The organism is Arthrobacter oryzae (assembly GCF_030718995.1).
GTDB classification, from domain to species: domain Bacteria; phylum Actinomycetota; class Actinomycetes; order Actinomycetales; family Micrococcaceae; genus Arthrobacter; species Arthrobacter oryzae_C.
On sequence record NZ_CP132204.1, the window covers coordinates 2,801,862 to 2,827,097 of the forward strand.

Genomic DNA, 25,236 nt, shown 5'->3' on the forward strand with positions numbered 1-25,236 from the left:
CGGATGAGCCGACCAAATACTAGGGACGCCCTCAAAAGCAGTTGCTGTGCTGATTGGGGTTTCTCGACTTGATCAGGTACTTTTCACGGGTCTACTTGGACCTAAGATCGTAGGCATGGCTACATACAGAGTGACTCCTTACAAAGACGACCATGACGTGCTCGCAGTATTTGAAGCCCAGGACATGAATGAAGCTGTATTTCTGGGTATTCAGCACGCGTCCGGAGCTACCTACAAGCTGTGGGTTCAGCAAGCCAACGGAGACTGGGTAGTGGCCTCGCGCGAGCCGGGCCGCCGATACGGCAAATAGCCTCGGTAGGAGCGGACTCGCCATAAGTAGTTCAGCTGCTCGCAGCAAAGTCAGAACACATGCTTCCGAACCACAGTGAGTCCTTCGCCATTCATGTGTACCAGGTCAGATTTGAGGCTAGGGGGCCTCCCGGGGAAGGCTTCTATCGCCGCTCGTTGCCTCGCTCCGGTAACAACGTTGCCTCCGAAGTCCCCCAGAGTTCACAGCCATCCGGCCTACCCCACAGACGTCTCCTGTGGATACTCAGCCCGCAAGACGGAGACAAGCTGCCCCACCTTCCGAAGAGCGCGGGGCGTCTTATTGGGGAACTTAGCCGATCTTGGCGACCCGTTACACGGGGTCATCTACTTCTCCTTGGGGGAACGAAATGAATGCTGCACTGACCGCTCTTGCTGAAGCTCTCGTAGCAGTTGGGGAACGTATACACGTGGTGTCCACCCAGGGCGCCGGCGGTCTGGCCAGCACCCAGCCGTTCTTCAACGATACGTCCAGCTTCACCACCATCTCCGCCGGTGCCGCCAGCGCCGCCTACTCGTTCCTCGGGTTCGACGCCGTCACCACCCTCACCGAGGAGACCGTCGAACCGCGCAAGAACATGGCCCGCGCCATCATGCTCATCCCCCTGATAGACGGCGGCATCTTCGTCACCGTCTCTTACGTGACCCAGCTGGTCCACCCGGGAGGGTGTTTGAGGACTCGGCCTCCGCGGCCAGCTCCATCGCCCTGCAGATCGGCGGGCAGCTGTTCGGCGCCGTGTTCCTCGCCGGACTGGTGGTGGCGCAGTTCGCCTCCGGCCTCGCCGCGCAGGCCAGCGCCTCCCGACTGCTCTACGCGATGGGCCGGGACTCCGTCCTGCCCAAGGCGGTCTTCGGCCGGCTCAGCGCGAAATACCACACCCCGTAGAAATTGTTCCGGCTGGGCTCATGGCGTTTGATACGATCGCGCCGAATCGCGAAAAGATGTTTGCCCATTGTCCAGTTCTGGCCCGTCTTCGGGGGAAAGATTGGCTTGACGCCGTTGCGCATTTCGGACATTATTTGAGCGCCAGCTGCCTGAATCGGCACTTAGGACTTCAGCGCAAGCGGTTCCGGTGCCTGCAGAGGAATTGAGAGATCTATTAAGAAACCCGCCGTTGCCTGCCTGGCAGTCGATGTTAGCCAGTCGTAGAGCATCTCAACGCCGTACGTAAGCCTGAGATCACCGAGGGTCGGCGCGGAACGCTTCGGTTCGGTTGTCGCCCCGGGCACCAGGATACCGATGCCGACCACGGAGAACTCAACCGCCCCCTGCTTACCTTCCACCTGGGCCAGAACGGTGATGTCCCCTGCTGACTTCGTTGGGCTCCCCAAGGAGAAGGTAAAACTAGGCCCTGGTACCTCTCCCTCAGTGGGCAGGTTGCGAAAAACGTGCGTGCTGACAAGGACATGGGCCTTGAGCAGATAATCTTCGTTCAGTTTCATCGAAGCACTTCCGCGTGGGGCGTCCAGATTGTGCAGTCTGCTGGTAACCTTTGCCCGGAATTCAGTTTCCATTCTGGACAGAATGTCCTTTTCCCGATTTCTGAGGTGTGGGAGGGGTATGGGTCGCTCGGTCTGCCCAAGCTCATCTTCCATTGGCAGATTGCGAATTTCAATTCGTTGCCCGAGTGCGGTGGCATAACGCATGATTGTGGATACGCGCGGGTCACCGCCCAAGCTTTCAAATCGACAAACGGCTTCCTGACTCACGCGCATTCGAGACCCCAATTCCTTCTGGGTGAGACCTTGGCGCTTGCGTTCGTCTATCAGCCGGCGGACAAGCTTTTGCTTCTCAGCGGAGTTCTTGAGGTGGAGAACCTCGTGAGGATCGTCGGTGTTACCGCCCAGGGCCTCAAAGATTTCCGTTAGACGATTGACCATGAATATAACCTAAAGCTTATATGCCCCTTTGGTCAACACGGTCAAGGCGTCGCTGTTTGGGCCGGCCTCCAGCCCATGGAACGCAACCAGGCAAGGTACACGTCAGCCGCCTCCAGGATCTGCGAGTTCTGCAATATCTTCCAGTCGCTGCCCTCTTTCAGCGCGTACTTGAGGGCTAGAACCAAGGTTTCGGCTGTGGGCTCGGCGAAATAGATGCGATGCCCTTCTGGGCGTTCCCCCACATACAGCTCTCCGATATCGACACCCCTCTCGGCCGCGGCGACTTTCATCGGGTATGTCACGTCACGGGAGCGGAGGCGGCTCGGGTCCTCGGCCGCAGCATCCAGGACAGCGGCTATCTCACCTCGGATATAGGGATCGGTCCTGGCGACTGCGGCAAGTTCTGCTATGAAGTTTCCGATAAAGACCCACTGCGCCCCGCCCGTTCTAACGGCTAACTCAGTCTTTGTTTTTTGAACGAAGGTTGCCTGGATTAGCCGGGATGGAAGTGTCGGGCGGTCTGCACCAGTCACTGGTGGTCCTCATCAAATAACGTTTGAACTGGAGTCAGCGCCAGGAGACGGTATGTTGTGGTGGACTTCTTGCCGGATCGCTGTTGGATCGTAGATGCCTCAAGCCGCGCGTGAATCCGCTGCCCCAGGTGCTGTTGAACTTGCGGGAGGAGGGAAGCATCAACTGCTCCGTATATGTCCACGCCCGAGTCGGGTTGGAGGTAGAAGACGCGGCGCGAGCTTCGCATCCCGTCCAGCACTCCCTCTTGTTCTATGATCCGGATGTCCTCGTGACTGGCCATGAGAGCATCGCTCAAGACGTCAGCCTGTTCACTTGTCAAAACGCTTGAGTATGAGCGGGAACCCGCCGCAGTAAATGTTAGGCCTAGGCCTGATTCATTGCTCTGTACGGCCTCGACGAGATGACTGATCGCGCTTCTAAGAGTCATTCGCTGCCCCAGCACAGCATCGAGCGACCGGTCATCATCAGAGGTGGACGGGAGTATCTCAAGCAGCTCATGGATTGCCGCCTCCGCCAGCGTGCGATGTGGACCCAAGCCCGGCATCTCGTCTTGCTCTGGGGCGTCGGGCTCAGGGAACGAGAAATAGACTGTCGAGCCTACCTGCCCTCGACAGATAAGCGGCGCCCGTTGGCGATCGACTTTAAGGACTGAGGTGACCTCCGTGCCCCCATCGCGAAGTACATGACCTATTTTGCCTGCGGCGGCTTGGAGGGACCGCAGCAGGGTGGCTGATTCGTAGGCATCCACGGTCGACTTATTGATGGCGGTAACCTTCAGAAGCGAAGACTCGGGACGCCCATAGTATTCACGCTCAGCCGCGAGCAGGGAAGCCTTGGCTAGCCGGTCGAGCCAGTTGCCGGAAGGCGCTGAATTGAAGGCGCTACGCAATGGGTTGTTCACCACGAAACCTCCACGAATCCTCGCCCTGCAGCGGATGTACCGTCACCAGTGCACGCCTTTGTCCAAAATTCCTCTTGGTCAGGTCTTGCTAGAAAAGCCTTAATGACTCCGCCTAGCGGATGGAGATCCTCAACGTAGTAAGGATCAGGAGCTCCGACAATTACGTCGCTGAGCGACAAGAGCGAAAGGATTTCCAACTGGCGAACCTCACTAAGGCGCCCCAGATCCGACCAAGAGTTTGGGTAGATGACCAGCCGTGTGGCCGCAGAATCGTCCGCCCTGTGGGTCATTGCTCCGTCGATCCAGCACCGTCCGCTCCCAATGAAGTCCCGGACCCGAGCCAAGTAGGCAGAGACTCCGCTGTAAAGCTTCTCTTTGTGGCCTCGGTGCTCGGCTTCGACCACAAGCCGCTCGTAAGCGTCGGGCATCGACGCAATATGTCGGCCTTCAGGAAGATAGCCGCTGGTTCCCCACTTAGGAAGCACTCAATTTCCCCCGTTAGTCTCAGCCTGTTCACGGCGTTTGAGCTTATGTGCGCGTCCGCTGTCGGACTCAGTAAACGAATCATAATCCGTCTTCCCTAGAAGACGAGCGACGCGCGAGTGGCGAAGAGCTTTTAGGCTGAGCGCTTCGAGCTCGCAGTCCCGCCGAGAGTCAGGTTGGCCTTATGTCACCTTGAATATGACTTGGATCGAGTGAAGCTGGGCGAATACTCATCCTGTGATCGCAGACGACAAGAGAGTGACTCCTTGGCGAATGGGCCAAGTGGCCCCTTGGCCAATAGACTGTCGAGTGGCGAACTTAGTTTGAGCCGAACCGTGACTCTAGTCCGGCGGGGACTGTTATCTCCGTAGAATAAATGAGTCATGATCCAGGACTGCAAAGTAGGCGCGCCCAGACGCCCCGCCGTTCGCACACGAGTCCCAGGCGGATGACAGGTGAACGCCCGCCTTTTTCCGTCGGCTTTTCCGGGTGCTGGTTAGCACGCAGCCAAGCTAATGTGTGGCTGCTTGGCAGCTTCGGGGGAGGCATCGCATTCAGTCCACTGCGACTGGCCGGAACGAGCTTAGTTGACGAATCTGCGGACTCATATCGTCGCGGAAAAGCGGTCGCCTGATGTATCGTCCCAACCATGGTGAATTCGTTCTTTAAGACAAACCCGGTCTCGCTTCAGGAGCTCTTGTCAAACTGCCAATCAGGCAAATTGCAGTTGCCGGATTTTCAGCGTAGTTGGGTTTGGGACGAGGATAGGATTAAGAGCCTCATTGCTTCAGTCTCCCGCGCTTTCCCTGTAGGTGCACTGATGACCTTGGAGACTGGCGGCGGCGTTGAATTCAAACCTCGGCCGGTTGAGGGCGCTCCGGAGAGCGCGTTCGAGAGGATGCCCGAGGCGCTCTTGTTGGACGGCCAGCAGCGAATGACTTCCCTGTATCAGGTGACGCTCAGGAACCAAGTGGTCAGAACGGTTACGCCGAGGAAGAAGCGAGTTGACCGCTGGTTCTACATAGATATTCGCGCAGCGCTCGACGACAGTGTCGATCGGGAGGACGCGGTCGTTGGGGTTCCTGCCGACAAGGTCGTAAGAGGTGCCTTTGGAAGAGAGATCGAGTTGGATCTCTCTTCACGTGAGGCGGAGCTCGATAATTTGATGTATCCGTTGACTATGGTCTTCGACTGGGATGAATGGAATAGATCCTGGATGGAACGAAACATGGGCAAAGATGGTTTTCAGGAAAACTGGAAGCTGCTAATGAGCTTCAAGGATGAAGTCTTGAACAACTTCATGCAATATCAAATTCCCGTCATAGCCCTGGACCGTTCGACTTCCAAGGAAGCCGTTTGCGTCGTATTTGAAAAGGTCAATACCGGCGGCAAAGCACTGGACGCCTTTGAGCTCATAACGGCGATGTATGCGGCCGATGGGCACGAGCTTCGGAAGGACTGGTACGGTGATTCGTCGACCGAGGGCCGGCACCGCAGGCTGGCTCGCGCTTACCGTCCCGCGGATGCGGAGTCGGGCATTCTGACCAATGTAGCAAATACAGATTTTCTTCACGTCATTTCGCTCTTTCACACACGCGAAAAGCGTCGAGATGCCGAGACGCGGGGAAGATCAGGAAAGGAGCTGCCGCAGGTTTCAGGGAATCGGCAGGCCCTACTTAACCTCCCTCTGACTGCATATCTAAAGTATCAGGACCAGGCCGAGATCGGTTTCCACCGGGCGGCAAAGTTCCTTCACATGTTGCATATATATCGCATCTTCGATCTCCCATATCAGTCTCAAATAATCCCCCTCGCTGCCGTTTTAGCTGATATCGGCAATGCGTGGGAGCATGAGGCAAATCGATCGAAGCTAGTCCGGTGGTATTGGAACGGAGTATTTGGTGAGCTATATGGTTCTACGGTTGATACGCGGATAGCCAGAGACTTCCTCGAGGTCCCCGAATGGCTCATGGGGGGAAAACCTCCCGCCACAGTGAGCGATACCGTCTTCAGGGCGGACAGGCTTCGAACTATGAGGATGCGGCTCTCCGCGGCTTACAAGGGTGTAAATGCGCTTTTAATGCTGGAAGGTGCTCGCGACTTTCGATCGGGCCAGGCATTTGATCACACGGTTTTCTTTGGCGAGGCGGTGGATATTCATCACATTTTTCCCCGCAAATGGTGTGAAGATCATAAGATACCGGCAAGCGTCTATGACTCCATTATTAACAAGACTCCTTTGTCTTATCGGACCAACCGAATAATTGGCGGTGCCGCGCCATCGATCTATTTGGCGCAACTTGAGAGGGGAAACAATGAAACTCCAGCCATTGCGCCCTCTGCCTTAGAATCCTATTTGAAAAGCCATGCGATTGATCCATTTTTGCTTAGAGCGGATGACTTTGACACGTTCATGCAGGATCGGCAAAAGCGCTTGATAGAACTGATTGAGCGAGCGACTGGAAACCTCGTTTATCAAGATCAGGCGACGAACTTGACTGAGGAGATTGATGCAGATGAAGAAGAGGCACTCCAAACAATAGGTAGTTAGGCCTTGCGGTCGAAAAAGGGGGGGGGCGCTGAGGCGCTCCCGAATATCAAATGCCCCGTGCACCATGCTCTGTGACCACTGAGATTCGGGTGACATTGGCCTTTCCTCTTACAACCAAATAGCCTGGCGTAGTGATTACATTCAATGGGGGATCGGCAGCAGAGCGGCTGCCCGCGGGCTTGTACGAATTACTCAAAACGGACGCTCTCGCATCGCGGCTGGACAACCTCCCGGAGCTGCAGCCGATCTTCGTAGACATTGAAGACGAAAATAGCCCAGACTTCCTCTCCCGCCACGTCGCCGACGCCGTCCGTGAAGCCCTCGCCGCCGCCAAGCCGTCAGAGAGAGTCGCCCTAGCCAACCGGCTCCTCCAGGAACTGGACACCACGGACCGCATCGCCCCCGGCCCCACCCAGCTCCAATCCCTCCACCGCCCAGCCACGCTTAAACGCCGCAACCTGCGTCGACCCACTACCAAGCTGAGCGATTCCGCGCTTCTCACCAATAGCAAAGACGATCCGAACCTCGCAGCCGAGCTTCGAGCGGAGATCGAGTCCGCCAACACCGTCGACCTGCTCTGCGCCTTCGTCCGCTGGACCGGCCTCCGCCTCCTCCACCCGGCGCTCGAAGAGCTCAAGGAACGCGGCGCCAAACTCCGCGTCATCACCACCACCTACATGGGTGCCACGGAACGCCGCGCCATCGACGAGCTCGTCACGCGGTACGGCGCCGAAGTGAAGATCAACTACGAAACCCAGGCCACGCGCCTGCATGCCAAGGCCTGGTTGTTCCGCCGTAATTCCGGCTTTGACACCGCCTACGTGGGCAGTTCCAACCTGAGCCAGGCTGCGCTTCTTGACGGCCTGGAATGGAACGTCCGGCTCAGCTCGGTCGGTACACCCACTCTGCTGAAGAAGTTTGAGGTCACCTTCGACAGCTACTGGGAGCAACGCGCCTTCCAAAGCTACGATCCGGAACGCGACGGCGAGAAGTTGGACGCCGCCCTTGAGCGCAATGGAGGCCGGCGGACTGCCGTCCCTGGCGTAGCCACCGGTCTCGAAGTCCAGCCGTTCCTCCACCAGGAAGAGATGCTCGAGGAGCTGGAAGCCGAGCGCTTCAAAGGCTTCAACCACAACCTCCTGGTCGCAGCCACCGGAACCGGCAAAACCGTCATTGCTGCCCTGGACTACAAACGCCTTTGCGAGGCGGCCGGCCGGGATCTGAAGCTGCTCTTCGTCGCCCACCGGCAGGAAATCCTGAAACAGGCCATGCGCACCTACCGTGACGTCATGCAGGACGGCGCCTTCGGCGAGCTCTACGTCGGGGACCACAAGCCGGAAGAGTGGAAGCACATCTTCGCCTCCGTCCAGTCGCTGTATTCGCTCGGCGTCGAGCAGCTGGAGCCTGACTTCTTCGACGTCGTGGTCATCGATGAATTCCACCACGCCATGGCGCCCACCTACCGCCGGCTGCTGGATTATCTCCAGCCGCAGCAGCTCCTCGGACTGACCGCGACGCCGGAACGCGGCGACGGCGTCGACGTCGCCAAGCAGTTCTTCGACGGCCGCACCGCAAGTGAGCTGAGGCTGTGGGATGCCCTGGACGCCGACCTGCTGGTGCCGTTCCACTACTTCGGTGTGTCGGACGACGTCGACCTCAGCCAATTGGAATGGAAGCGCGGCAACTACGACACCACTCAGCTGAACAACCTCTACACGGGCAACGATGCCCGCGCCGCCAAGGTGATCCGCGAACTCCGCGACAAAGTCACCAGCACGGACCAGATGAGGGCCATCGGCTTCTGCGTCTCGGTCCAGCATGCCCATTACATGGCCGAAGTGTTCAACCGGGCAGGTATAGCTTCCGTTGCGGTCGACGGCAGCACCGACGACGCCGACCGCGCAGCGGCGCTGGAGCGCCTCCGCCGGCGGGAGATCAACTGCATCTTCGCCGTCGACCTCTTCAACGAAGGCCTGGACCTGCCGCAGGTGGACACCATCCTGCTGCTCCGGCCCACGCAGAGCGCCACGATCTTCCTCCAGCAGCTGGGGCGTGGGCTGCGCCGTGCCGAGGGCAAGGCCGTGCTGACCGTGGTGGACTTCATCGGCCAGCAACGGCGTGAGTTCCGCTTCGACCTGCGCTACCGGGCGCTCACCGGTTACGGGCGCAAGGAGCTGGAAAAGGCCGTAGAGGACGAGTTCCCGTACCTGCCGTCGGGCTCGCAGATTGTGCTGGACCGGGTGGCGCAGAAGGTGGTGCTGAACAACATCAAGGCCCAACTGCGGTTCAACCGCGCCCAGCTGGTCCGGGACATCGCCTCCTACGCGGAGACGGAGCTGGCAGCCTATCTGGAGCGGTCCGGGAACGACGTGAAGTCGATCTACCGGTCCACCAGGGATTCGTGGACCGGCTACCTGCGCCAGGCCGGGCTGATCGAGGGGTTCTCGCCTTTGGAAGCGGTCCTCAGTGGACGGAACCAGGAGCTCTCCCACGCCGACGAGAAGAAGCTTCTCGGACGGATGGCTGCGCTGATCCACGTGGATGATCCGGAACGCGCCGAAGCCTATTCGATGCTGGTCGGCGCCGACGCGCCCCGCTACGCGGAGCTCGGCATGCGGGAACAGACGTTCGCCCGCATGCTCTTCTACACGCTCTGGGACGACGGGGGAGGCTTCCAGTCGTACGATGCCGGGCTGGACCACCTGCGCGGCTACCAGTTCGTGTGCGGCGAGATCCGCCAGGTCGTGAAGCTTGGAGTGGCCGCGTCCCGGCACGCAGCCAAGGGCCTCGGGGCGGGGCTACAGCACGTCCCGCTATTCTCGCACGCGACCTACCGGCGTGAGGAAGTCCTGGCCGCGCTTCAATACGGGTCGCTGGAGCTCGGCAAGAACGTGCAACACCGCGAGGGCGTGGCCTGGTGTCCCGCGACGGCGACGGACGCCTTCTTTGTCACGCTCAACAAGGACGACAAGAAGCACTCGGCCACCACCATGTACAAGGACTATGCCATCAGCCCGGAGCTCTTCCACTGGGAATCGCAGAACGCGACCTCGCAGGGAAGCCCGACGGGCAAGCGGTACCTGGACCGGGCTGCGCAGCGTTCGAAAATTCTCATCTTCACCCGCGACACGTCCGAAGATGAGACCGGACTAACCGTTCCGTACACCTGCCTTGGCCAGGTGGACTACGTCCAGCACACGGGGGAGAAGCCGATTGCGATTACCTGGAGGCTGCACCGGCCGATGCCGGCGGATGTGTATGCGATGGCGGCGGCCGTGGCGCAATAGTTCGGCATCGGTCCGCGGAGCTTCGTCGCGGGTGGTCAGCGGCGCACGACTATAATCGAAAGTGTTTCCACTTGTGGACAATCCTGTGGAGAACGTGTGTTCGATAGCATCCGAGGTTCCGGTCTAAAATTGAGCCGTGATCAAGGCAGGCTCTCCCGAGGACATGGGTCGGATGATGGTGCGTCTGGACACCGACAAGGTCCGCCCGATGGATGATAGCTCGCCGATCCGGGACCTCCCGAAGTACGGCCGTCCCCTGGTGTGTGTCAACGGGATCTACGGCAAGGCCGCGGCCTGGTCACACAGCTACGGCCTGATGGAGTGGCTGGATGTGTCCGGCACCTACCACCTGGGCTGGGCGCAGTCAGCCAGCATCAAGCGTGTGAGCGTAGAGGACTGGAAGGGCAGCAGCGGGCTCTAAGCCTTGCTGGGTGACGCGACGATTTATCGCTTGCGGCGCATGATCTGTTTGATCGCTTCCTGCTTGCGTTGCTCTTCGCGTTCCGGGTCAATGTAAGGCGCACGTCCGATCGGGTCCCGTCCGCCGCTGGAACGGAAGGCGCTCCAGTACTGACTTGACGGGGCCGCCGGCGGCTGCCACGGTTGCTTGGGCGGCTTCGCCGGTGGGTTCCGGTGGTCATTGAGCTGGGCAAGTCTGCTCGGTTCAGGCTTATCGCCGATGTACTCCGCCATCCCGGGTGGCGGCACGAAAGATCCTGATGCAGAGATGCCCCACTCGCTCAGCGGTGCGGCCGCGTAGTGGGTGGGTTTGATGATGCGGCCCTCGGCCGTGGGGTGGCGGTATTGTCCTGCGTAGTCCGCGACGAGGACACCGATTTCCTCATGTTCCAGGTCCAGGACTACGCTCGCCAGGGGCAAATCCAGGACAAGCTGGGGAACGTCCGGGGACCACAACCACACGGCGAGGACGTCTGCGTTCTGATAGCCGCCGTGGCGGCGGTCCCATTCCTTGGCGTCCATCGGCTTGCGCTGAACCTCGAACGCGAGCTGCCGGCCGCCGAAGATCTCAGCCTTGACGTCGCTGCGCAGCCGGGCCCCGGGCACCCAGACTTCCTTCAGGACGGACCAGGGCATGATGTGGCGCTGGTCGCTGGCCCAGTCCATCATCAGCTGCTTGCCGTGCAGATGCTCAGCGGTTTCTCCGTGCCGTCCCAGTCCGGCTGGTGCCTCGCCCGCCTTATGGCGGAAGTGTATACACCTCTTCTCGGCCTCGACGAGGGACACCGGTACGTCGCGGCCAGCCTCCAGGCAGTCGATGCAGACGATGTCCTGGGAGCCTTGGTAGCCGTAGCGGTCGTAATAGGAGTTGTTCCCGCGGCGCATCCCGGACGCGACGACCACACGCCCGTCGGCCTTGTTGTACGCAACGAGGGGCTCTGAGGGTCCCCAGTCCCGCGGGAAGAGCGGCCGTATCTCGATCATGCGCACAGTATGCGCCGGGGGACTGACATGCGACCGGCTGTCGACAGATGATTTCAGGCAAGATGCGAGCCGAATAAGGACTCATAATCGCACATCCATTTTTCTGGATATGGCTTTATGCATGCGGATATGGAAAAGCGCACTGAACCCGTGTTAGCTCGGTGCCGGCCGGCGTCCGCCCGAACTCGGGCAGGCAGCCCGCGGTGACAGAAGCCATCCAACAGGGAACGGGTTGCACGCCAATGGGGACAGCCCAGCATTGAGCTGGGCGAAGGGCTCCAGCTGTCTACAATGGGCGCAACTTTCCGGTCACCGCCGGGGAGGGCGGCCCCTGGTCCTTCCGGCCTGCCAACCGGGAACTGCCTCGTCCAAGAGCTGGATCTTCGTGGGGTCGAGGTTGCCGCGGCGGTGTGTTTGCCGTTGAGAGTGAATCCACACACCCAGCAGGTGTTCCCGCTCAGAATCGCACTTCTTGTGGCGGGGCCAATCATTGCCTTCCTCGCGGAAGTCCACTAGCTGGGCTAGCCGTCGGTGCCATCTGGCTTCCTCGGCCGCTGTCCTGGGGTTCCAGTGCCATCCGGGGATTCGGGCCAGGCCCTCGCTGTAGGCCGCGTGAAGGGTGCCTTGGGCTGCCTCGCGCCGGCGGTCAGAGAGCCACCGGGCCATCGACCGTTCCCCCTTGTCCTCGGAGCGGTCGCGGGGGAACCGGCGTTCGGCGCTAATCCAGGCAATGATCTCTTCCATGCGGGCAAGGTTTACAGGGGAGCGTCTGGGTTTGGTGCCGACGGCGGTCAGGTGTGCCGCCTCGAGCCCCGGGTCCTGGCGGCGAGCGATGACCAGGTGATAACCGACGCTGGCCGGTTCGGCGCGCACCAGCTCAGCGATGCGTTTCCGGCTCAGCCCGAGTCGGTACATCAACACCCATTCCGCGTCAGGGGCGCGCCGCAACTGCTTGTCCATGATGGAAGTTATCTTGCCACGAGACATGCCCAATTCCTGCCGCATCCGTTCCGTTGAAGCAAACCGCGAGGGTGGTCATAGATGTCCGGCAAGTTGTGGATGATCCTGGTTCAGGCTGTCACGCCGGCCGCGTATCAAACTGCCATCTCGCGCATTTGTAGCAAGTTATAGGGCCTTGACCCTGTGAAACCTGCGCTGGGGATCCGGCCTGTAGCCACACGCTGTGCTGGCTCGGGGACCGCGGGCTTCCGTCCTGACGCGTTTCCGAGAGCGGGTGCGGCTCCCGTTCCGTTGCCGGGAAGCCTTGGCGGGTGCTGCCCACTCTGGAATGATGAACGCAACATGCAAAGAGGGCGAGCCAATGTCCGCTGCAAATGAGGAAACCCGGGCGGCTAGGGAACAAACCATTCGACGGATACGAAGCAATATACGGGCTGCCCAACTCCGGGTCACCTTGGACGAGGTCCGGGGACACCAGACGCCGGAAGCGGTGGTGCGACTGGCGCGTCTGATGCCCCCGAAGCTGCCGTCCCCATTCGATACTTTTGAGAACCCGGATGGGAAGCTCCGGACGGATCCGGCGTCCCGGAGAGAAATGGCTCTCCATGTGCGCCGTTATATTCTGGCCGCGCAGTTGAGGGTTGCCCTGGACTAGGAAGGGCACAGCGACTTCCTAAGCCGTGAAGAGGCTAGCCCAAATGAAACTTCCCACCTTGATATAGGCCTGGCGACGACAGCTGCGGATGGTCGGTCGTCTGTGGCGCACTCGGACGGGGCAGAGGCGCTTTATACGCGACGGCTAAAAGAATCAGACAGCCGTGGAAAGGCCGCTGCTGACCGCGTAGGGGAGGCCGGCGCTGGTCCGGGACGGCGGAGGACCCCTTTAGGCCAGCGGTTCGGTCGACGGGAACTCGATCGACTCGTAACGATCGGTTGTTGTCGAGAAAGCGAGCACGCAGCAGCGGTCAGGCGTGAAGCCCATCGTTCTCAGTGAAGCAACCCACGACCCGAATGCCTCGGCTTGGCCCGACTTCACAGTGGAGCGAAGGTCGTCCTTGCCCGTCGTCTTGAGGTCGATCACGTCGAGGCCCTTGGGGGTTGTGGCTCGCCTCGCCACAGGTGGGTCAACAGTGAAACCCCAATGATTGCCGGCGGTGGCACGACGGCCGTGCGCCTCGCCCGCGACGGTGTAGGGCTGTAGGCTCCTCATACTCATAACCCGATGAAAGGAGCAAACTCATGGCATCCACCAAGTACTGCTGTGGTCAGATCTACGAAGAAGGCGAGAAGGTCTGCGCGAGCTGCGGCGAGAAGCTCTGACGGTACATCCGTCCGCAACGATGAAGCCCACCCTCTGCTTCGGAGGGTGGGCTTACATTTGGCCTTTAACTACTATCGAGGTTGTTTTCGTCGGAGGCATCGCTGTCGATGTCCTGGGCGGACGCCAGCATGCGCTTCTCAAATCTGGCGGCCTGAGTCTGTCTCAGTTTGGCGTAACCGATCATGCTGACTTTGACGAGTGCGGCCCCGGCTAGCAATGCACCAGCGATGAGCAGGTCCTGCTGACGCGTGTCCGTCGAACCGTCATGATAGCCCTTGCCGTACACCGGATTTCCTGCCATGGTTTCCCCTGTTTGTGAGTAGTGACGGTTCGAGCCTAACGAAGCAGTGCAGACAGTTTTTCCTGGCCCGGCCACAGGCGTTGTATGGTCTCCATATGGCTTGTGGTAAATGCGGATTTGAAGGTCACAACAGTCGCTCATGTGAGGGTCCGCATTGGCCGTGTCCTAATTGCGGCAAGCCGACCGCAAACATGAACGATTACGCCGAACGCCATGAGCAATCGTATTGTTCTCCGTTCACCAGTTCCGAATGTTGGCGTTAGCCAGAACTCGTTCCCCTGAGGCCTGATGTCTCACCCAACTGCATCGTGCAACAAAGACCTTCGGGGGCGCAGCTGGCCGGGGCTTGAAGGGTCAGATTTCGAAGGCCTACTTTGGGGCCTGCCACCCTCTCGTGTCCCGCTCCGAAACCACCTATCACTTCGGCCAAGGCTCCTGCAGTGGTGGCCTGGGCATGCCGGTTTAGGCCCCAAAGTGAATAGGGGCACCGGGTTCATGCGCTTGTGTTAGTGGTACAGCGGGCCTGGTGGGGGCGGGCCGTGACCGGCAGGCCGGCATCACCGACGATACGGCGCGCGGTCCGACCGCGAAACCTTCGACCAGCAGAATTGGCGAGAACGGTGTGCGCGTGGACGGTACCCCTGCGAACCACGGATGAGAGCGAGTAGCGCCACCAGTGGTGGTCGCGTAACGTGGTGGAGTTCCGTCTTGGAATAACCTCTGCCGGGCAAGGTAAGAAGGCAAAGCCCGCTCCTTGTGATCAACCGACCCGCCAACCGAGAGGCCACCATGATCCGTGACGCCCGCGAGGCTAACGAGACCGCCAGCCCGAACGACTTCGAGATCGCCCGACTGCGCGCCGCGTTGCCGGAGTATTTCGACAAGGACGGCGGCTTCATGCTCGACCGCCTCCAGGAGATTCTCCGCAGCGACGATGTGAACCTGACCCGGGAGGGTTTCGAGCTCAAATTCCTCGGGAAGTCGTACGCCAAATATCTGACGTCCACGAGGACCGCGACCGTCGTTGTGCCAGACGTCGTCCACAACGCCGAGGATGTGAACGCCGCGTCCGAGAACCTCTACATCGTCGGCGACAACCTTGACGTCTTGAAGCACCTGCTCGGCTCCTACCGCGACCAGATCAAATGCATCTACATCGATCCGCCCTACAACACGGGGTCTGACGGCTTTGTCTACAACGACGACTTCGGCTTCACAGCGAAGCAGCTGGTAGAGAAAATCGGCCTCAGCGAGGACGAGGCCCGGCGGGTCATCGATCTGCGCGGCAAGTCATCTCACTCCGCCTGGCTCACGTTCATGTACCCGAGACTCGAGCTCGCCAAGGAGTTGCTTGCAGATGAGGGCGTGATCATCATCTCCATCGGGGACGACGAAAGCGCAAACTTGAAACTGATGTGCGATGAAGTGTTCGGCGAGCAGAACTTCGTGTCCGACCTCATCTGGCAGTCGCGTAGATCAATATCGGACGATCGTGAGTTCTCGCAGAATCACACTCACACTCTCGTGTATTCGAAGGACCGCGCTAGCTCTCAGATCTGGGGCGACCAACTGGACTTTGCGGAGTACGCCAACCCGGATAATGACCCGCGAGGCCCCTGGAAGCTCGTCCCGCTCGACGCCAACAAGCCCGGTGGGGACACCATATATCCGGTGCAGAATCCGGTCACAGGCGAGGAGCACTGGCCCTCGACCGGCCGTTCGTGGGCGATCAATTCGCGCACGATGGCATCCTTGATTGAGGACGACAGAATCGCATTCGGCAAGCGCGGAGTCTCGCGTCCTCAGCGCAAGCTGTTCTACGAGGAGCGAGTCGCCAAGGGCGATACCAAGACTCCAAGCACCATGCTGCTGGACGTAGGCACTACCGCCGACGGCACCGCTGAGGTCGAAGCCCTGCTGGGCCCTGACATCTTTTCCCACCCGAAGCCTGTCGGGCTGGTCAAGAAGCTCGTTGAGTACTGCACTCTCCGGGCACAGGATGCCATCGTGCTTGACTTCTTCTCCGGATCGGCCACGACTGCTGACTCGGTAATGCAGCTCAACGCACTTGAGGGTGACGCGGGCCGTCGGAAGTTCATTATGGTGCAGCTGCCGGAGAAGGTGAAAGCCGGAGGGGCTGCCGCCAAAGCAGGCTACAGCCAGATCGACCAGATCGGTCGGGACCGCATCAAACGAGCGGCATCGAAGATCAAGAACGAGACGGGAGCCCAGATCGACTACGGCTTCCGCCTGTTCCGGCTCGAGGAGCCGAGCGAGAAGACCCTTGACGAACTGCAGACGTTCGATCCGACCGAGAGCAATGTCCTCCTCAGTGGTGATTTTGTGTCCAAGTTCGAGGCCCACGGGACTCCGGGCCACGACGTAGTTCTCTCCACGTGGCTACTGCAAGATGGTTTCGGGCTAATGGCGGACGCTCGGACGGTTCAGCTGTCCGAATACGAGCTCCGCGTGTGCGGCGACTCCGGTTACGTCATCCAGCCTGGCCTGACGAGCGATGACCTTCTCGCACTCGTGTCCAAGCTCGAGACAGGTGAGCTGGACCTGAGCCGTCTGGTCGTCTTCGGATACTCCGTCACGTTCTCAGTGATGCACGAGTTGAAGAAGAATCTCGGGTCGCTCAAATCGGGTCAGTCCGTCTCCGTGATCGAGCGATTCTAACGACATGCAGATCCGCCTCCAGACTCTTGAACACCAGCAGCGGGCCCTCACGGCGCTGACGCGCGTCTTCGACGGGGTCGAACTCGACCACAGCACGCCGCCCGAGGCCAACATTGCCTTCGACCCGGCCGACCCGCAGGTCGCGCGCAACATCACCGAGATCCAGTCCGGCGCGCTGGACGGCATCGAGGCGATTCCGCGCCCTTGGCGCGGGCGCATCGACGACGGTGTGCTCGGTATCGACGCCAAGATGGAGACCGGTACAGGCAAGACGCTCGTCTATACACAGTTCATGTATGAGCTGAACCGCCTGTACGGGTTCACAAAGTTCATCGTCCTCGTGCCGTCGACACCGATCAAGGAAGGCACGAAGGCCTTCGTGCAGTCGGACTACGCCGGCAAGTACTTCGCTGACGCGTACGGCAGTCGGCTGAGCCTCCATCTGGACGCCCTCGACCCGCAGAAGCGCTCCAAGGGCAGGAAGATGTTCCCGAGCGCGATCGCGAACTTCGTCCACGGGTCCCGTGTCTCGCGCGGGCGCATTTCGGCGCTCCTGATGACCGACGGCATGCTGCTGTCGCGGGCGACGATGGCTGCCGACTACGACCAGACGGTGCTCGGTACCGCAAGTGTTCCCTATGAGGCGCTGCGGCAGACCCGACCTATCGTGATCATTGACGAGCCCCACCGTTTCCGCCGCGAGAACAAGGCTTACCAGGCAATCGTCGACGAGATCCAGCCGCTGGCGATCTTCCGCTTCGGAGCAACCTTCCCGAAGCTAGACAAGAGCGGCAAGACGGACTACAACAACCTCGTCTTCAACCTCGGTGCGGTCGAGGCGTTCAACGAGCAGCTGGTCAAGGGCGTCGCGATCCAGTATCCGGTCGACACGACCGGTGAAACGACACGCCTGAAGCTGACGAACTTGTCTGCGCGTAGGCCCAAGCAGGCGACCTTCCAGAACCTGGACACGGGCAAGCCGTTAACCCTTGATCTAGGTGAGTCGCTCTCGATCGCAGACGGGGCCTTTGCCGGTATCACCGTTGAGTCGATCGGAAAGACGGAGAACCCCGCAATCAAGTCCGGCGTGACGCTCTCGAACGGTCAGGTGCTCGCGACCGGCGACACTCTCGCCGCCCGAGTCTACTCGGACACCTACCAGAGCCTGATGATGCAGCAGGCGCTCGAGAACCACTTCGACGTCGAGTGGGAGAACTTCCGGCGGGCGACCAAGGTGAAGACGCTGACGCTGTTTTTCATCGACTCGATCGAGTCTTACCGTGGCGACGGCACCAGCGGGCACCTTCGGTTGCGCTTCGAGGAGCTGCTCGCTGCGAGGTTGAGCACCGAGATCGATAAGCGGCAGGCCGATGCGTCGCCGGTGGCGCAGGAATACGTCGCCTATCTCAAGGCATCGCTCGCCGATGTTCCTGCGACGAACGGCGGCTATTTCGCGGCCGACAACTCGACCGCTGACGAGGCCATCAAGGCCGAGGTCGACGACATCCTGCGCAATAAGGAAGCGCTGCTCTCGTTCAACGGAGTGCATGGCGCTCCGAACACGCGACGGTTCCTCTTCTCCAAGTGGACCCTCCGCGAGGGCTGGGACAACCCCAACGTCTTCCAGATCGTGAAGCTGCGTTCCTCTGGCTCCGAGATCTCCAAGCTGCAGGAGGTCGGCCGCGGACTCCGTCTGCCAGTCGACGCCAGGGGCACGCGCCTGGCTGGCGAGCAGTTCTACCTGACCTACCTAATCGACTACACCGAGCGCTCGTTCGCGGACTCGCTGGTTTCAGAGATCAACTCCGATACCGCTGTCGGACCCGCCACGGTCAAGGACCTGCTTCCCAAGGTCGCCGCGGAACTCGGCATCGACGAGACCAAGCTTTTCATCGAGCTCCTCACCCAAGGGTTCGTCGATTCGGACAAGAACGTCGTCCCGGGACGCGAGAACGACCTTTTTGAGGCCTATCCGGCGTTCAACAAGACCGGGCTGAAGCCGGACAAGATCCGCAAGGACGGCAAGCCGACCAAGGTCGGGATCCGTCCTGAGCGGTACAGCGAGCTCAAGGATCTGTGGGAAGCAGTCAACGCGAAGTACTACCTCCGGTTGGATGATCTCTCGGCCAAGGAGATCGACGACTGCATCGACGCGGTCCTCGACTTGGAGATCTACCGACCTGTCGTCGGTCGATTCACGCAGGACACGATCGTCCAGGACGCCGGGGCAGGACTTACGCTCCAGTCTGAGACGAAGAGGGTCTTCGATGCGACCGAGAAAATGCCCTATGGGGAGTGGCTCAAGCTCGCCTTCGCACAGACGTACCTGCCGATAGAACGGGTCCATGCAGGGCTCGTGCGCCGGAATGCGAAAACAGCGCTTCCGAACGATTTCTTTAACAAGGCAACGCTCGGCGAGTTCGTCATTCGATTCACCGAGTGGATGCAGAAGGAGTTCCTCGAACGCTTCTCATACTCGCGGATCGATGGACTCATCGGCCGCACGGCGCTCACGGATGCTGACGGTGCCCCGCTGGAGAGCATCGTCCAGGGCAATATAGGCGTGCTCCGCGACGACAGCGAGAAAGTCCCGGACAAGTTCCTCTACGACGCCTTCGTGTACGACTCCCCGAAGGAGCGCGTCACAATCCGGGACTCGAAGCTCGACGAGGTCGTGGTCTACGGGAAGATCCCACGGAGGTCGATCAAGGTCCCGCTGTACTTCGGCGGCACGACCAGCCCGGACTTCATGTACGTGCTAAAACGCGACGACGGGAAGTTATCGCTCAACTTCGTGGTCGAGACAAAGGACGTCGATAAGCAATCTGACATGCGCGAGAGCGAGCAGCTCCGGATGAAGGCAGCGAAGCGGTTCTTCGAGTCCATGAGCTCGGAGAGTTTCAACGTCACGTTCAAGCCACAGGTGAAGCGTGACGACATCGCTGTCATGATCAAACAGTTGTTGGCGGCGGAGAGCGGCTCGGCTGGGGGGTGATCCTGTGCTTAGCGTGCAGGAGGTGCACGACGACACGCTCAGACCCGCAGCGATGCTCGACCGCGATCTGCACTTGTTCCTGCTCGCTCGCATGTCCCGGCGCGCCGCGGAGCAGGCCATGAGTCGTGGCGTCTCAAAGACATCTCCCTGACGAGACGAGACCCGTCCACCGGCAGGTCGCCGGTGAACGGGCCTCGGATTGTTGTCCCGGAAGTTCCGGAGTCGTGTTGGGTTTACCAGACGCACGGAGCGTGAAACGTGGCGTCTTCGGGCTGCGACGAGCCCGCCACGAATTTCGCAAGGTCGCAAAAACAAAAGGCAGGGCGGCTGTGAAAGCCGTCCTCCTTTGGTACGTAAGCGCGGCCCGCCTAGATAAACGGCATGCCACGCCGCGCGGCAAAGCTTCCTCCGAATGAAAGCCCCAGGGAGAACGGCCCATGAGCCCTTTAGGCACCGAAACCCCCGGCCGAGCGGACTCGGCCGGGGGGAGCAACAGGTTCGGACGCTCGGTATCGACAGCCTCAACCACGGAAGGCCAACAGTTTCTACTTTGCGACCAGCCCCGGAACCCTGTCTCTCATCGCGAACGACGCCTTCGTGCTGACCTCGGCCACCTCAACCTGTACCCCCGCGTCCCGGAACTTCTGCACCTTCTCGGGGTCGGCGCCGTCGTTCGTCACCAAAGTCCACGGCAAAGCCAAGCGGGCCCAAGCATGGAACGGACGCATGCCGAGTTTCGATGAGTCCGCGAGGACGTAGACGTTGTTGCCGCGCCGGGCCATCAGCTCCTTGAGCCGGGTCTGGGCGTGGTCGGCCTCGCAGATGCCGTCCTCGGCGGTGACGGCGTCGGCGCCCAGGAACACCCGGTCAAAGCTCATCCGCTCCAGCGCCGCCTCGGCCAGCGGGCCCACGAAGCTCTGGCTCAGGCTCCGCAGCCGGCCGCCCAGGCAGTCCACCTCGATACCCTCCGAATCGGCCAGCTCCTGCATGGTGTTGATGCCCGGCGTGGTGACGGACAGCTTTTCGAAACCCCGCAGCTCATGGGCCAGGGCACCCACGGTGGAGCCGGCGTCGAGCAGGATGTTCTCCCCGGGCCGGATCACCGAGGCCGCCCAGCGGGCGATCGCATGCTTCTGCTCAAACGCCTCGCCCGTGCGCTGCCGCAGCGACGCCTCCGGGTGCGCGCCCAGGGCCATCGCCCCGCCGTAGGTGCGGGCCAGCCGGCCCTGCCCGTTCAGTAGCGCCAGGTCCCGGCGGATAGTGGAGGCCGTTACCTCGAACCGGGCCGACAGTTCCTCCACGGAGGCCAGGCCGGTGGTGACGGCGAGGTGGTAGATCTCCTCGCGCCTGGCATTTGCGCTCAGCATTCCCGGTCTCCTTCGCGTGGGCGTGCTTACCATGCTAGTTCCGGCCCCCAATAAAACAGTGCCGCTACACGGCCACGGATGGCCGGGTGGCCATCTCCGCCGCCTGGTGCAGCGCCTCCACCATGCTGCGCGGATCCGCGATCGCCTTGCCGGCAATGTCGAACGCGGTGCCGTGGTCCACGGACGTGCGGATCACCGGCAGGCCCACCGTGATGTTCACGCCGGCCTCGATGCCCAGCACCTTCACCGGCCCGTGCCCCTGGTCGTGGTACATGGCCACCACCAGGTCGTAATCGCCCCGGCCGGCCAGGAAGAACAGCGTGTCCGCGGGCAGCGGGCCCGTCACGTCGATCCCGGCAGCCTGCGCGGCCTTCACGCCCGGTTCGATCTTCTCCGCTTCCTCGCCCTGGCCGAACAGCCCGTTCTCGCCCGCGTGCGGGTTGATGGCGCACACGCCGATCTTCGGGTTCGGGATGCCCGCGCGGACCAGCGCCTCATGCCCGCGGCGGATGGTGCGCTCCACCAGGTCCGGGTTGATCTTGCGGATGGCGTCCATCAGCCCGATGTGCGTGGTCACGTGGATCACCCGGATCTTGGGCGTGGAGAGCATCATGGACACTTCCTCCGTGCCCGTCAGCTGCGCCAGCAGCTCGGTGTGCCCGGGAAAGATGTGCCCGGCAGCGTGCAGCGCCTCCTTGTTCAGCGGCGCCGTGCAGATGGCCTGCACCCGCCCGGCCATGGCCAACTCGCTGGCCACCCGGATGTACTCGTACGCAGCATGGCCGGCCACGGGGGAGAGCTTTCCCCACGCCAGGTCCTCCGGCAGCAGCGCCAGGTCGATCACGTTCACCCGGCCCGGCGTGAACACCGCGTCCTCCACGTTCTCGATCGTCCGGATGTCTGCCTCGATGCCCAGGACGTCCGCGGCCTGGCGCAGGCGGAGCGCGTCGCCGATCACCACGGGCCGGCATTCTTTGTTGCTCTGCGGATCCAGCACGGCGGCCACCACCACCTCCGGCCCCACCCCGGCGCCATCGCCCATGGTGACGGCCACGTAGGGGAGGGCGTTCTGCTCGGTCTTGCTCGTTGCGGTTGTCATGTCTGCTCCAGATCTTTCGGAAGTCGTGCTGGGAAGGGTGGGGGCGGGAGCCGGCGCGGACCGGCCGCGGCGCTCCCGGATTTCGTCGTAAAGCTGTAAGAGGGCCAGGTCATCGCCGAAGCTGCCGGGCTTGGTGCCCACCAGCGTTCCGTCCCCGGCGCGGCTCAGCACGGCCCCGTGCTGCACGGCCGCGAGCGGCACCAGCCGGTGGAGGCCGACGGCGTCCAGGACTTCCCGGGCCGTCTCCCCGCCGGTGAGGATCAGGTCCGCATACGTTCCCTTGACTGCCTCGGCCGCGAAGGCGGACAGCGCCCGGACGATGCCGGCGGCTTTTGCCGGGTCCACTGTCCCGGCGGCCAGGGTGACGGCCACGTTGCTGCCGGCCGTGAGCAACTGCCGGGCTTCCTCAAGCTGCGGCTGGTAGGCGCCGGTGGCGCCGGCGTACAGCGGGTGCAGCCGGACCACCGTGAAGCCCTGCGCTTCCAGCTGCGCCAGTTGCGCCTGCGCGGTTCCGGACGCGGAGCCGACGACGGCGAGCACCGGCCTCGTGCCTTGCTGCCGTTCCGAGGCGGCTGCTTCAGCCGGTATCCCGCTTTGCGCATTCCGCGCAAGTTTCGCAGCCAGCCGCTGCGCGAGTGCGTCGGCGGTTCCGCCCGTTCCGACCAGCACCACACGCCGGCCGCCGGCGCTGAAGCCGTGCTGCAGCAGGGCGTCCACCACGGGGTCCAGGTCCTGGACGGTTTCGCCGTCCGCCACCACCAGCGCCGGCTGCCCGGATTCGAGCAGCCCGGCCAGCTTCGCGGGAAGCGAGCCGGAGCGGACGTCGGCAAGATTTAGGGTCCGCACCGACGCCGGATCCTCCGGGCGGAGAAGCGAAGGAATGTCGGTTGGCGGCGCGGACAGTTCGGCCTGCCACAGCTCCGTCTCCGCCAGGGGAGTCCCGGCAACCAGCGGCCTCCCGCCAAGGACGGAACGCTGCAGCTGGGGGAGTGCCCCGGCAACAACGGCGTGGTATCCCAGACCGGTCAGCGCGGCCAATTCGGCCCGGACGTTCCCCCGCCAGAGCGAGTCGATCTTCTTGAAAAAAACCTGCGCCCCCGCAGCTGCAGGCCCCGAAAAGGCTTCAGCCACCAAGGCCCCGGCAGCAGCCTCAGCAAGTCCGCGCGAATGCGTATCGGTGACCACCACGTCGGTGACGTGCCCCGGAAAGGAGGCATCGCCGTCGTGCGTTGCCTCAGCGTTGCCCGTTCCGAGCAGCACCTGCACGGACAGCCCGTGCTGCACAAAGCAGTAGCCAACCTCGGCGGCGCCGGAGAAATCGTCGGCCTGCACAAATACGGAAGCCACATTGCTCCTCTCCACGCACTAATGATTGGACCCCGCCAGGTGCGGGATGCATTCATTCTGACACGGTTGCGCGAATCGCGCTAGCAGGGTTGCGCAAATTGCGCAGGAGTGGCAAAGTGATGGAGACAACATTCGGCGCAGCCAACCGGCAGGCCGCCGTCCCGTACAAACCGAGAGGTCAACGATGACCGTTCTTCCTCAAGGAAGTGAGATTTCCCGCCGCAGGCTGCTGCAGTTCGGCGCCGCGGCAGGGTTTCTGCTGGGCACAGGTAGCCTCGCCGGCTGCGCCGGCCCCACCGGACTGCCGGGCCCCAGCACCCTGACCCTGGCCCTCAACCGGTCCCTGGTCAGCCTGGACAACAAGCTCAACCAGTTCGACGCCGCCGTCACCGTGCAGCGCTCCGTCCGCCAGGGCCTCACCGCCATCGGCCCCGAAACCAAGCCCGTCCTGGTCCTCGCGGACCGCTTCGAGATGACCGGCCCCACCGAGTGGACCGTCCGGCTCCGCGAAGGCATCCGCTACTCGGACGGCAGCCCCGTCAAAATCGAGGACGTGGCCACCGCGCTGAAGATGTACCAGCAGGTGCAGGGCTCCTTCGTGGCCGGCTTCTTCCCCGAATTCCCTGCGGTGGTTCCAGTGGATGACCGCACCTTCAAGATGGTGTCCAAGAAGCCCGTCCCCATCCTGGACTCGCTCATGAGCATGATCCTGATTACCCCCGCCGCGCAGAACAAGCCGGAGGAACTGCAGGAAGGCCTGGGCACCGGCCCCTACGTGGTCACCAAGTTCAACCGCGGCGCCGGCACCTACAGCCTGCAGCGCAACCCGAACTACTGGGGCCCCGCACCGCAGGTGGAGAACGTGGAAGTCCGCTTCCTCCCCGAGGAGTCCAGCCGCGTCATCGCGCTGCGCAGCGGCGAGGTGGACATCATCGACTCCATCACCCCCGACTCGCGCGAACAGCTCGCCGGACTTCCCGGCGTCGAACTTAAAGAGGCCTCCAGCCTCCGGCTGAACCAGATCTTCTACAACTTCCGCAAGCCCGCCGGCCACCCGCTGGCCGACGTCCGCGTCCGCGAAGCCCTCAGCTGGGCGATCGACGGGGAAGCGCTGGTGAAGGACGTGCTGGTGGACTCCGTCAGCGCGGCCGAAGGCGTCACGCCGTCCAGCCTCACCGGCTACCACAAGACCGGCACGTACACCTACGATCCGGCGAAGGCCAAGGCCCGGCTCGCGGAACTCGGCGTCAAGGACCTCACCCTGAAGATCATCTGGGAAACCGGCGAGTTCGCGTCCGACACCTCCGTGATGGAGGCCCTGGTGGAGATGTTCGGCGCCATCGGCGTGAAGACCGAGCTGCAGCAGTTCGAACCCGGCGGCAACATCCTGGCCTGGCGCCAGGGCAAGCAGGGCGACTGGGACCTGCTGGGCAACGGCTTCAGCAGCCCCACCGGCCTGGCCATCACCATGATGCAGGGCATGTACGCCGGCACCCCGGAAAAGGAAAAGACCCGCGACACCTACCAGGGCTACGTCATCCCGGAGGTGCAGGCCAAGATCCAGGCCGCCTCCTCCGAGGTGGACCCCGCCCGCCGGCAGGAACTCCTGGCCGTGGCCCAGCAGGCCATCTGGGACACCTGGCCCTGCGCCTGGGCGTTCGTACCCAAATCCGTCCTCGCCCACCGGGAGCGGGTGTCCGGGATCAACCTGGCACCCACCAACTCCTACCCCCTCGTTGATGCCCGGCTGGAGGCCTAAG

18 protein-coding genes and 1 pseudogene are annotated in these 25,236 nt (G+C 61.9%); 9 read left to right on the forward strand and 10 right to left on the reverse strand.

The genetic code is table 11. The annotated features are described in order from the left end of the window. Positions 1-115 precede the first annotated feature (115 nt). The 3 genes and pseudogenes from Q8Z05_RS12930 to Q8Z05_RS12940 all read left to right on the forward strand — a co-directional run bounded on the left by Q8Z05_RS12930 (position 116) and on the right by Q8Z05_RS12940 (position 1,213). The gene (locus tag Q8Z05_RS12930) at positions 116-310 is read left to right on the forward strand and encodes a hypothetical protein (RefSeq protein ID WP_305940036.1); all 195 of its coding nucleotides are present in this window, start codon (positions 116-118) and stop codon (positions 308-310) included. A 367-nt stretch (positions 311-677) separates the two neighbouring features. Beyond that, a pseudogene (locus Q8Z05_RS12935) lies at positions 678-929 on the forward strand (Putrescine importer PuuP); the annotation flags it as partial. A gap of 65 nt (positions 930-994) precedes the next feature. Further along, entirely contained in the window at positions 995-1,213 is a 219-nt protein-coding gene (locus tag Q8Z05_RS12940) for an amino acid permease (protein ID WP_305943661.1), read from the forward strand. A 161-nt stretch (positions 1,214-1,374) separates the two neighbouring features. On the opposite strand, the gene Q8Z05_RS12945 is transcribed toward Q8Z05_RS12940, so the two are convergent. The 4 genes from Q8Z05_RS12945 to Q8Z05_RS21470 are packed head-to-tail and all read right to left on the reverse strand — an operon-like array spanning position 1,375 to position 4,071. Then, positions 1,375-2,208: a helix-turn-helix transcriptional regulator gene (locus Q8Z05_RS12945; protein WP_305940037.1), complete on the reverse strand. Its 834-nt coding sequence runs from the start codon at positions 2,206-2,208 to the stop codon at positions 1,375-1,377. Between the two features lie 41 nt (positions 2,209-2,249). Next, the gene (locus tag Q8Z05_RS12950; protein ID WP_305940038.1) at positions 2,250-2,741 is read right to left on the reverse strand and encodes a hypothetical protein; all 492 of its coding nucleotides are present in this window, start codon (positions 2,739-2,741) and stop codon (positions 2,250-2,252) included. Continuing rightward, the gene (locus tag Q8Z05_RS12955) at positions 2,738-3,646 is read right to left on the reverse strand and encodes a hypothetical protein (protein WP_305940039.1); all 909 of its coding nucleotides are present in this window, start codon (positions 3,644-3,646) and stop codon (positions 2,738-2,740) included. Before Q8Z05_RS12955 ends, Q8Z05_RS12950 begins: the two co-directional genes overlap by 4 nt. Continuing rightward, positions 3,640-4,071 carry a hypothetical protein gene (locus Q8Z05_RS21470; RefSeq protein ID WP_371745859.1) on the reverse strand — a complete coding sequence of 144 codons (432 nt, stop codon included), beginning with the start codon at positions 4,069-4,071 and terminating at the stop codon, positions 3,640-3,642. The genes Q8Z05_RS12955 and Q8Z05_RS21470 overlap by 7 nt, the downstream gene beginning before the upstream one ends. A gap of 704 nt (positions 4,072-4,775) precedes the next feature. On the opposite strand from Q8Z05_RS21470, the gene Q8Z05_RS12960 reads away from it, so the two are divergent. From Q8Z05_RS12960 to Q8Z05_RS12970, 3 genes are all read left to right on the forward strand, one after another. Next, the gene (locus tag Q8Z05_RS12960; RefSeq protein WP_305940040.1) at positions 4,776-6,677 is read left to right on the forward strand and encodes a DUF262 domain-containing protein; all 1,902 of its coding nucleotides are present in this window, start codon (positions 4,776-4,778) and stop codon (positions 6,675-6,677) included. Positions 6,678-6,808: 131 nt separating this feature from the next. Beyond that, positions 6,809-9,964 (forward strand): DUF3427 domain-containing protein, encoded by a 3,156-nt coding sequence (locus tag Q8Z05_RS12965; RefSeq protein WP_305940041.1) that lies wholly within the window; start codon positions 6,809-6,811, stop codon positions 9,962-9,964. Positions 9,965-10,100: 136 nt separating this feature from the next. Further along, positions 10,101-10,385, forward strand: a complete 285-nt coding sequence (locus tag Q8Z05_RS12970) for a hypothetical protein (protein ID WP_305940042.1) — start codon at positions 10,101-10,103, stop codon at positions 10,383-10,385. Positions 10,386-10,408: 23 nt separating this feature from the next. Here the strand turns inward: Q8Z05_RS12970 and Q8Z05_RS12975 are convergent, their stop codons facing one another. The 4 genes from Q8Z05_RS12975 to Q8Z05_RS12990 form a co-directional block, all read right to left on the reverse strand. Next, positions 10,409-11,407, reverse strand: coding sequence for a competence protein CoiA family protein (locus tag Q8Z05_RS12975; RefSeq protein WP_305940043.1), 999 nt, complete (start codon positions 11,405-11,407; stop codon positions 10,409-10,411). A gap of 309 nt (positions 11,408-11,716) precedes the next feature. Continuing rightward, on the reverse strand, positions 11,717-12,367 hold the full coding sequence (locus tag Q8Z05_RS12980; RefSeq protein ID WP_305940044.1) for a helicase associated domain-containing protein: 651 nt from the start codon (positions 12,365-12,367) through the stop codon (positions 11,717-11,719). 883 nt (positions 12,368-13,250) lie between these two features. After that, positions 13,251-13,448, reverse strand: coding sequence for a hypothetical protein (locus Q8Z05_RS12985; RefSeq protein WP_305940045.1), 198 nt, complete (start codon positions 13,446-13,448; stop codon positions 13,251-13,253). 304 nt (positions 13,449-13,752) lie between these two features. Continuing rightward, positions 13,753-13,989, reverse strand: a complete 237-nt coding sequence (locus Q8Z05_RS12990; protein WP_305940046.1) for a hypothetical protein — start codon at positions 13,987-13,989, stop codon at positions 13,753-13,755. Positions 13,990-14,778: 789 nt separating this feature from the next. Between Q8Z05_RS12990 and Q8Z05_RS12995 the strand changes: the two genes are divergently transcribed. Continuing rightward, the gene (locus Q8Z05_RS12995; RefSeq protein ID WP_305940047.1) at positions 14,779-16,668 is read left to right on the forward strand and encodes a site-specific DNA-methyltransferase; all 1,890 of its coding nucleotides are present in this window, start codon (positions 14,779-14,781) and stop codon (positions 16,666-16,668) included. Between the two features lie 4 nt (positions 16,669-16,672). Beyond that, positions 16,673-19,663 carry a type III restriction-modification system endonuclease gene (locus Q8Z05_RS13000; RefSeq protein WP_305940048.1) on the forward strand — a complete coding sequence of 997 codons (2,991 nt, stop codon included), beginning with the start codon at positions 16,673-16,675 and terminating at the stop codon, positions 19,661-19,663. A gap of 545 nt (positions 19,664-20,208) precedes the next feature. On the opposite strand, the gene Q8Z05_RS13005 is transcribed toward Q8Z05_RS13000, so the two are convergent. Further along, positions 20,209-21,030 carry a DeoR/GlpR family DNA-binding transcription regulator gene (locus Q8Z05_RS13005; RefSeq protein ID WP_305940049.1) on the reverse strand — a complete coding sequence of 274 codons (822 nt, stop codon included), beginning with the start codon at positions 21,028-21,030 and terminating at the stop codon, positions 20,209-20,211. A gap of 64 nt (positions 21,031-21,094) precedes the next feature. Continuing rightward, positions 21,095-23,476 carry a 4-hydroxythreonine-4-phosphate dehydrogenase PdxA gene (gene pdxA / locus Q8Z05_RS13010; protein WP_305940050.1) on the reverse strand — a complete coding sequence of 794 codons (2,382 nt, stop codon included), beginning with the start codon at positions 23,474-23,476 and terminating at the stop codon, positions 21,095-21,097. A 184-nt stretch (positions 23,477-23,660) separates the two neighbouring features. Between pdxA and Q8Z05_RS13015 the strand changes: the two genes are divergently transcribed. Next, positions 23,661-25,235: an ABC transporter substrate-binding protein gene (locus tag Q8Z05_RS13015; RefSeq protein ID WP_305940051.1), complete on the forward strand. Its 1,575-nt coding sequence runs from the start codon at positions 23,661-23,663 to the stop codon at positions 25,233-25,235. Position 25,236: the final 1 nt, after the last annotated feature.

What these genes read in the sequence shown, in the direction of transcription:
- Q8Z05_RS12930 (WP_305940036.1), top strand. Translation starts at nt 116, where the DNA reads ATGGCTACATACAGAGTGACTCCTTACAAAGACGACCATGACGTGCTC.
- Q8Z05_RS12945 (WP_305940037.1), bottom strand. Translation starts at nt 2,208, where the DNA reads ATGGTCAATCGTCTAACGGAAATCTTTGAGGCCCTGGGCGGTAACACC.
- Q8Z05_RS21470 (WP_371745859.1), bottom strand. Translation starts at nt 4,071, where the DNA reads ATGCCCGACGCTTACGAGCGGCTTGTGGTCGAAGCCGAGCACCGAGGC.
- Q8Z05_RS12960 (WP_305940040.1), top strand. Translation starts at nt 4,776, where the DNA reads ATGGTGAATTCGTTCTTTAAGACAAACCCGGTCTCGCTTCAGGAGCTC.
- Q8Z05_RS12975 (WP_305940043.1), bottom strand. Translation starts at nt 11,407, where the DNA reads ATGATCGAGATACGGCCGCTCTTCCCGCGGGACTGGGGACCCTCAGAG.
- Q8Z05_RS12980 (WP_305940044.1), bottom strand. Translation starts at nt 12,367, where the DNA reads ATGGACAAGCAGTTGCGGCGCGCCCCTGACGCGGAATGGGTGTTGATG.
- Q8Z05_RS12990 (WP_305940046.1), bottom strand. Translation starts at nt 13,989, where the DNA reads ATGGCAGGAAATCCGGTGTACGGCAAGGGCTATCATGACGGTTCGACG.
- Q8Z05_RS12995 (WP_305940047.1), top strand. Translation starts at nt 14,779, where the DNA reads ATGATCCGTGACGCCCGCGAGGCTAACGAGACCGCCAGCCCGAACGAC.
- Q8Z05_RS13000 (WP_305940048.1), top strand. Translation starts at nt 16,673, where the DNA reads ATGCAGATCCGCCTCCAGACTCTTGAACACCAGCAGCGGGCCCTCACG.
- Q8Z05_RS13005 (WP_305940049.1), bottom strand. Translation starts at nt 21,030, where the DNA reads ATGCTGAGCGCAAATGCCAGGCGCGAGGAGATCTACCACCTCGCCGTC.
- Q8Z05_RS13015 (WP_305940051.1), top strand. Translation starts at nt 23,661, where the DNA reads ATGACCGTTCTTCCTCAAGGAAGTGAGATTTCCCGCCGCAGGCTGCTG.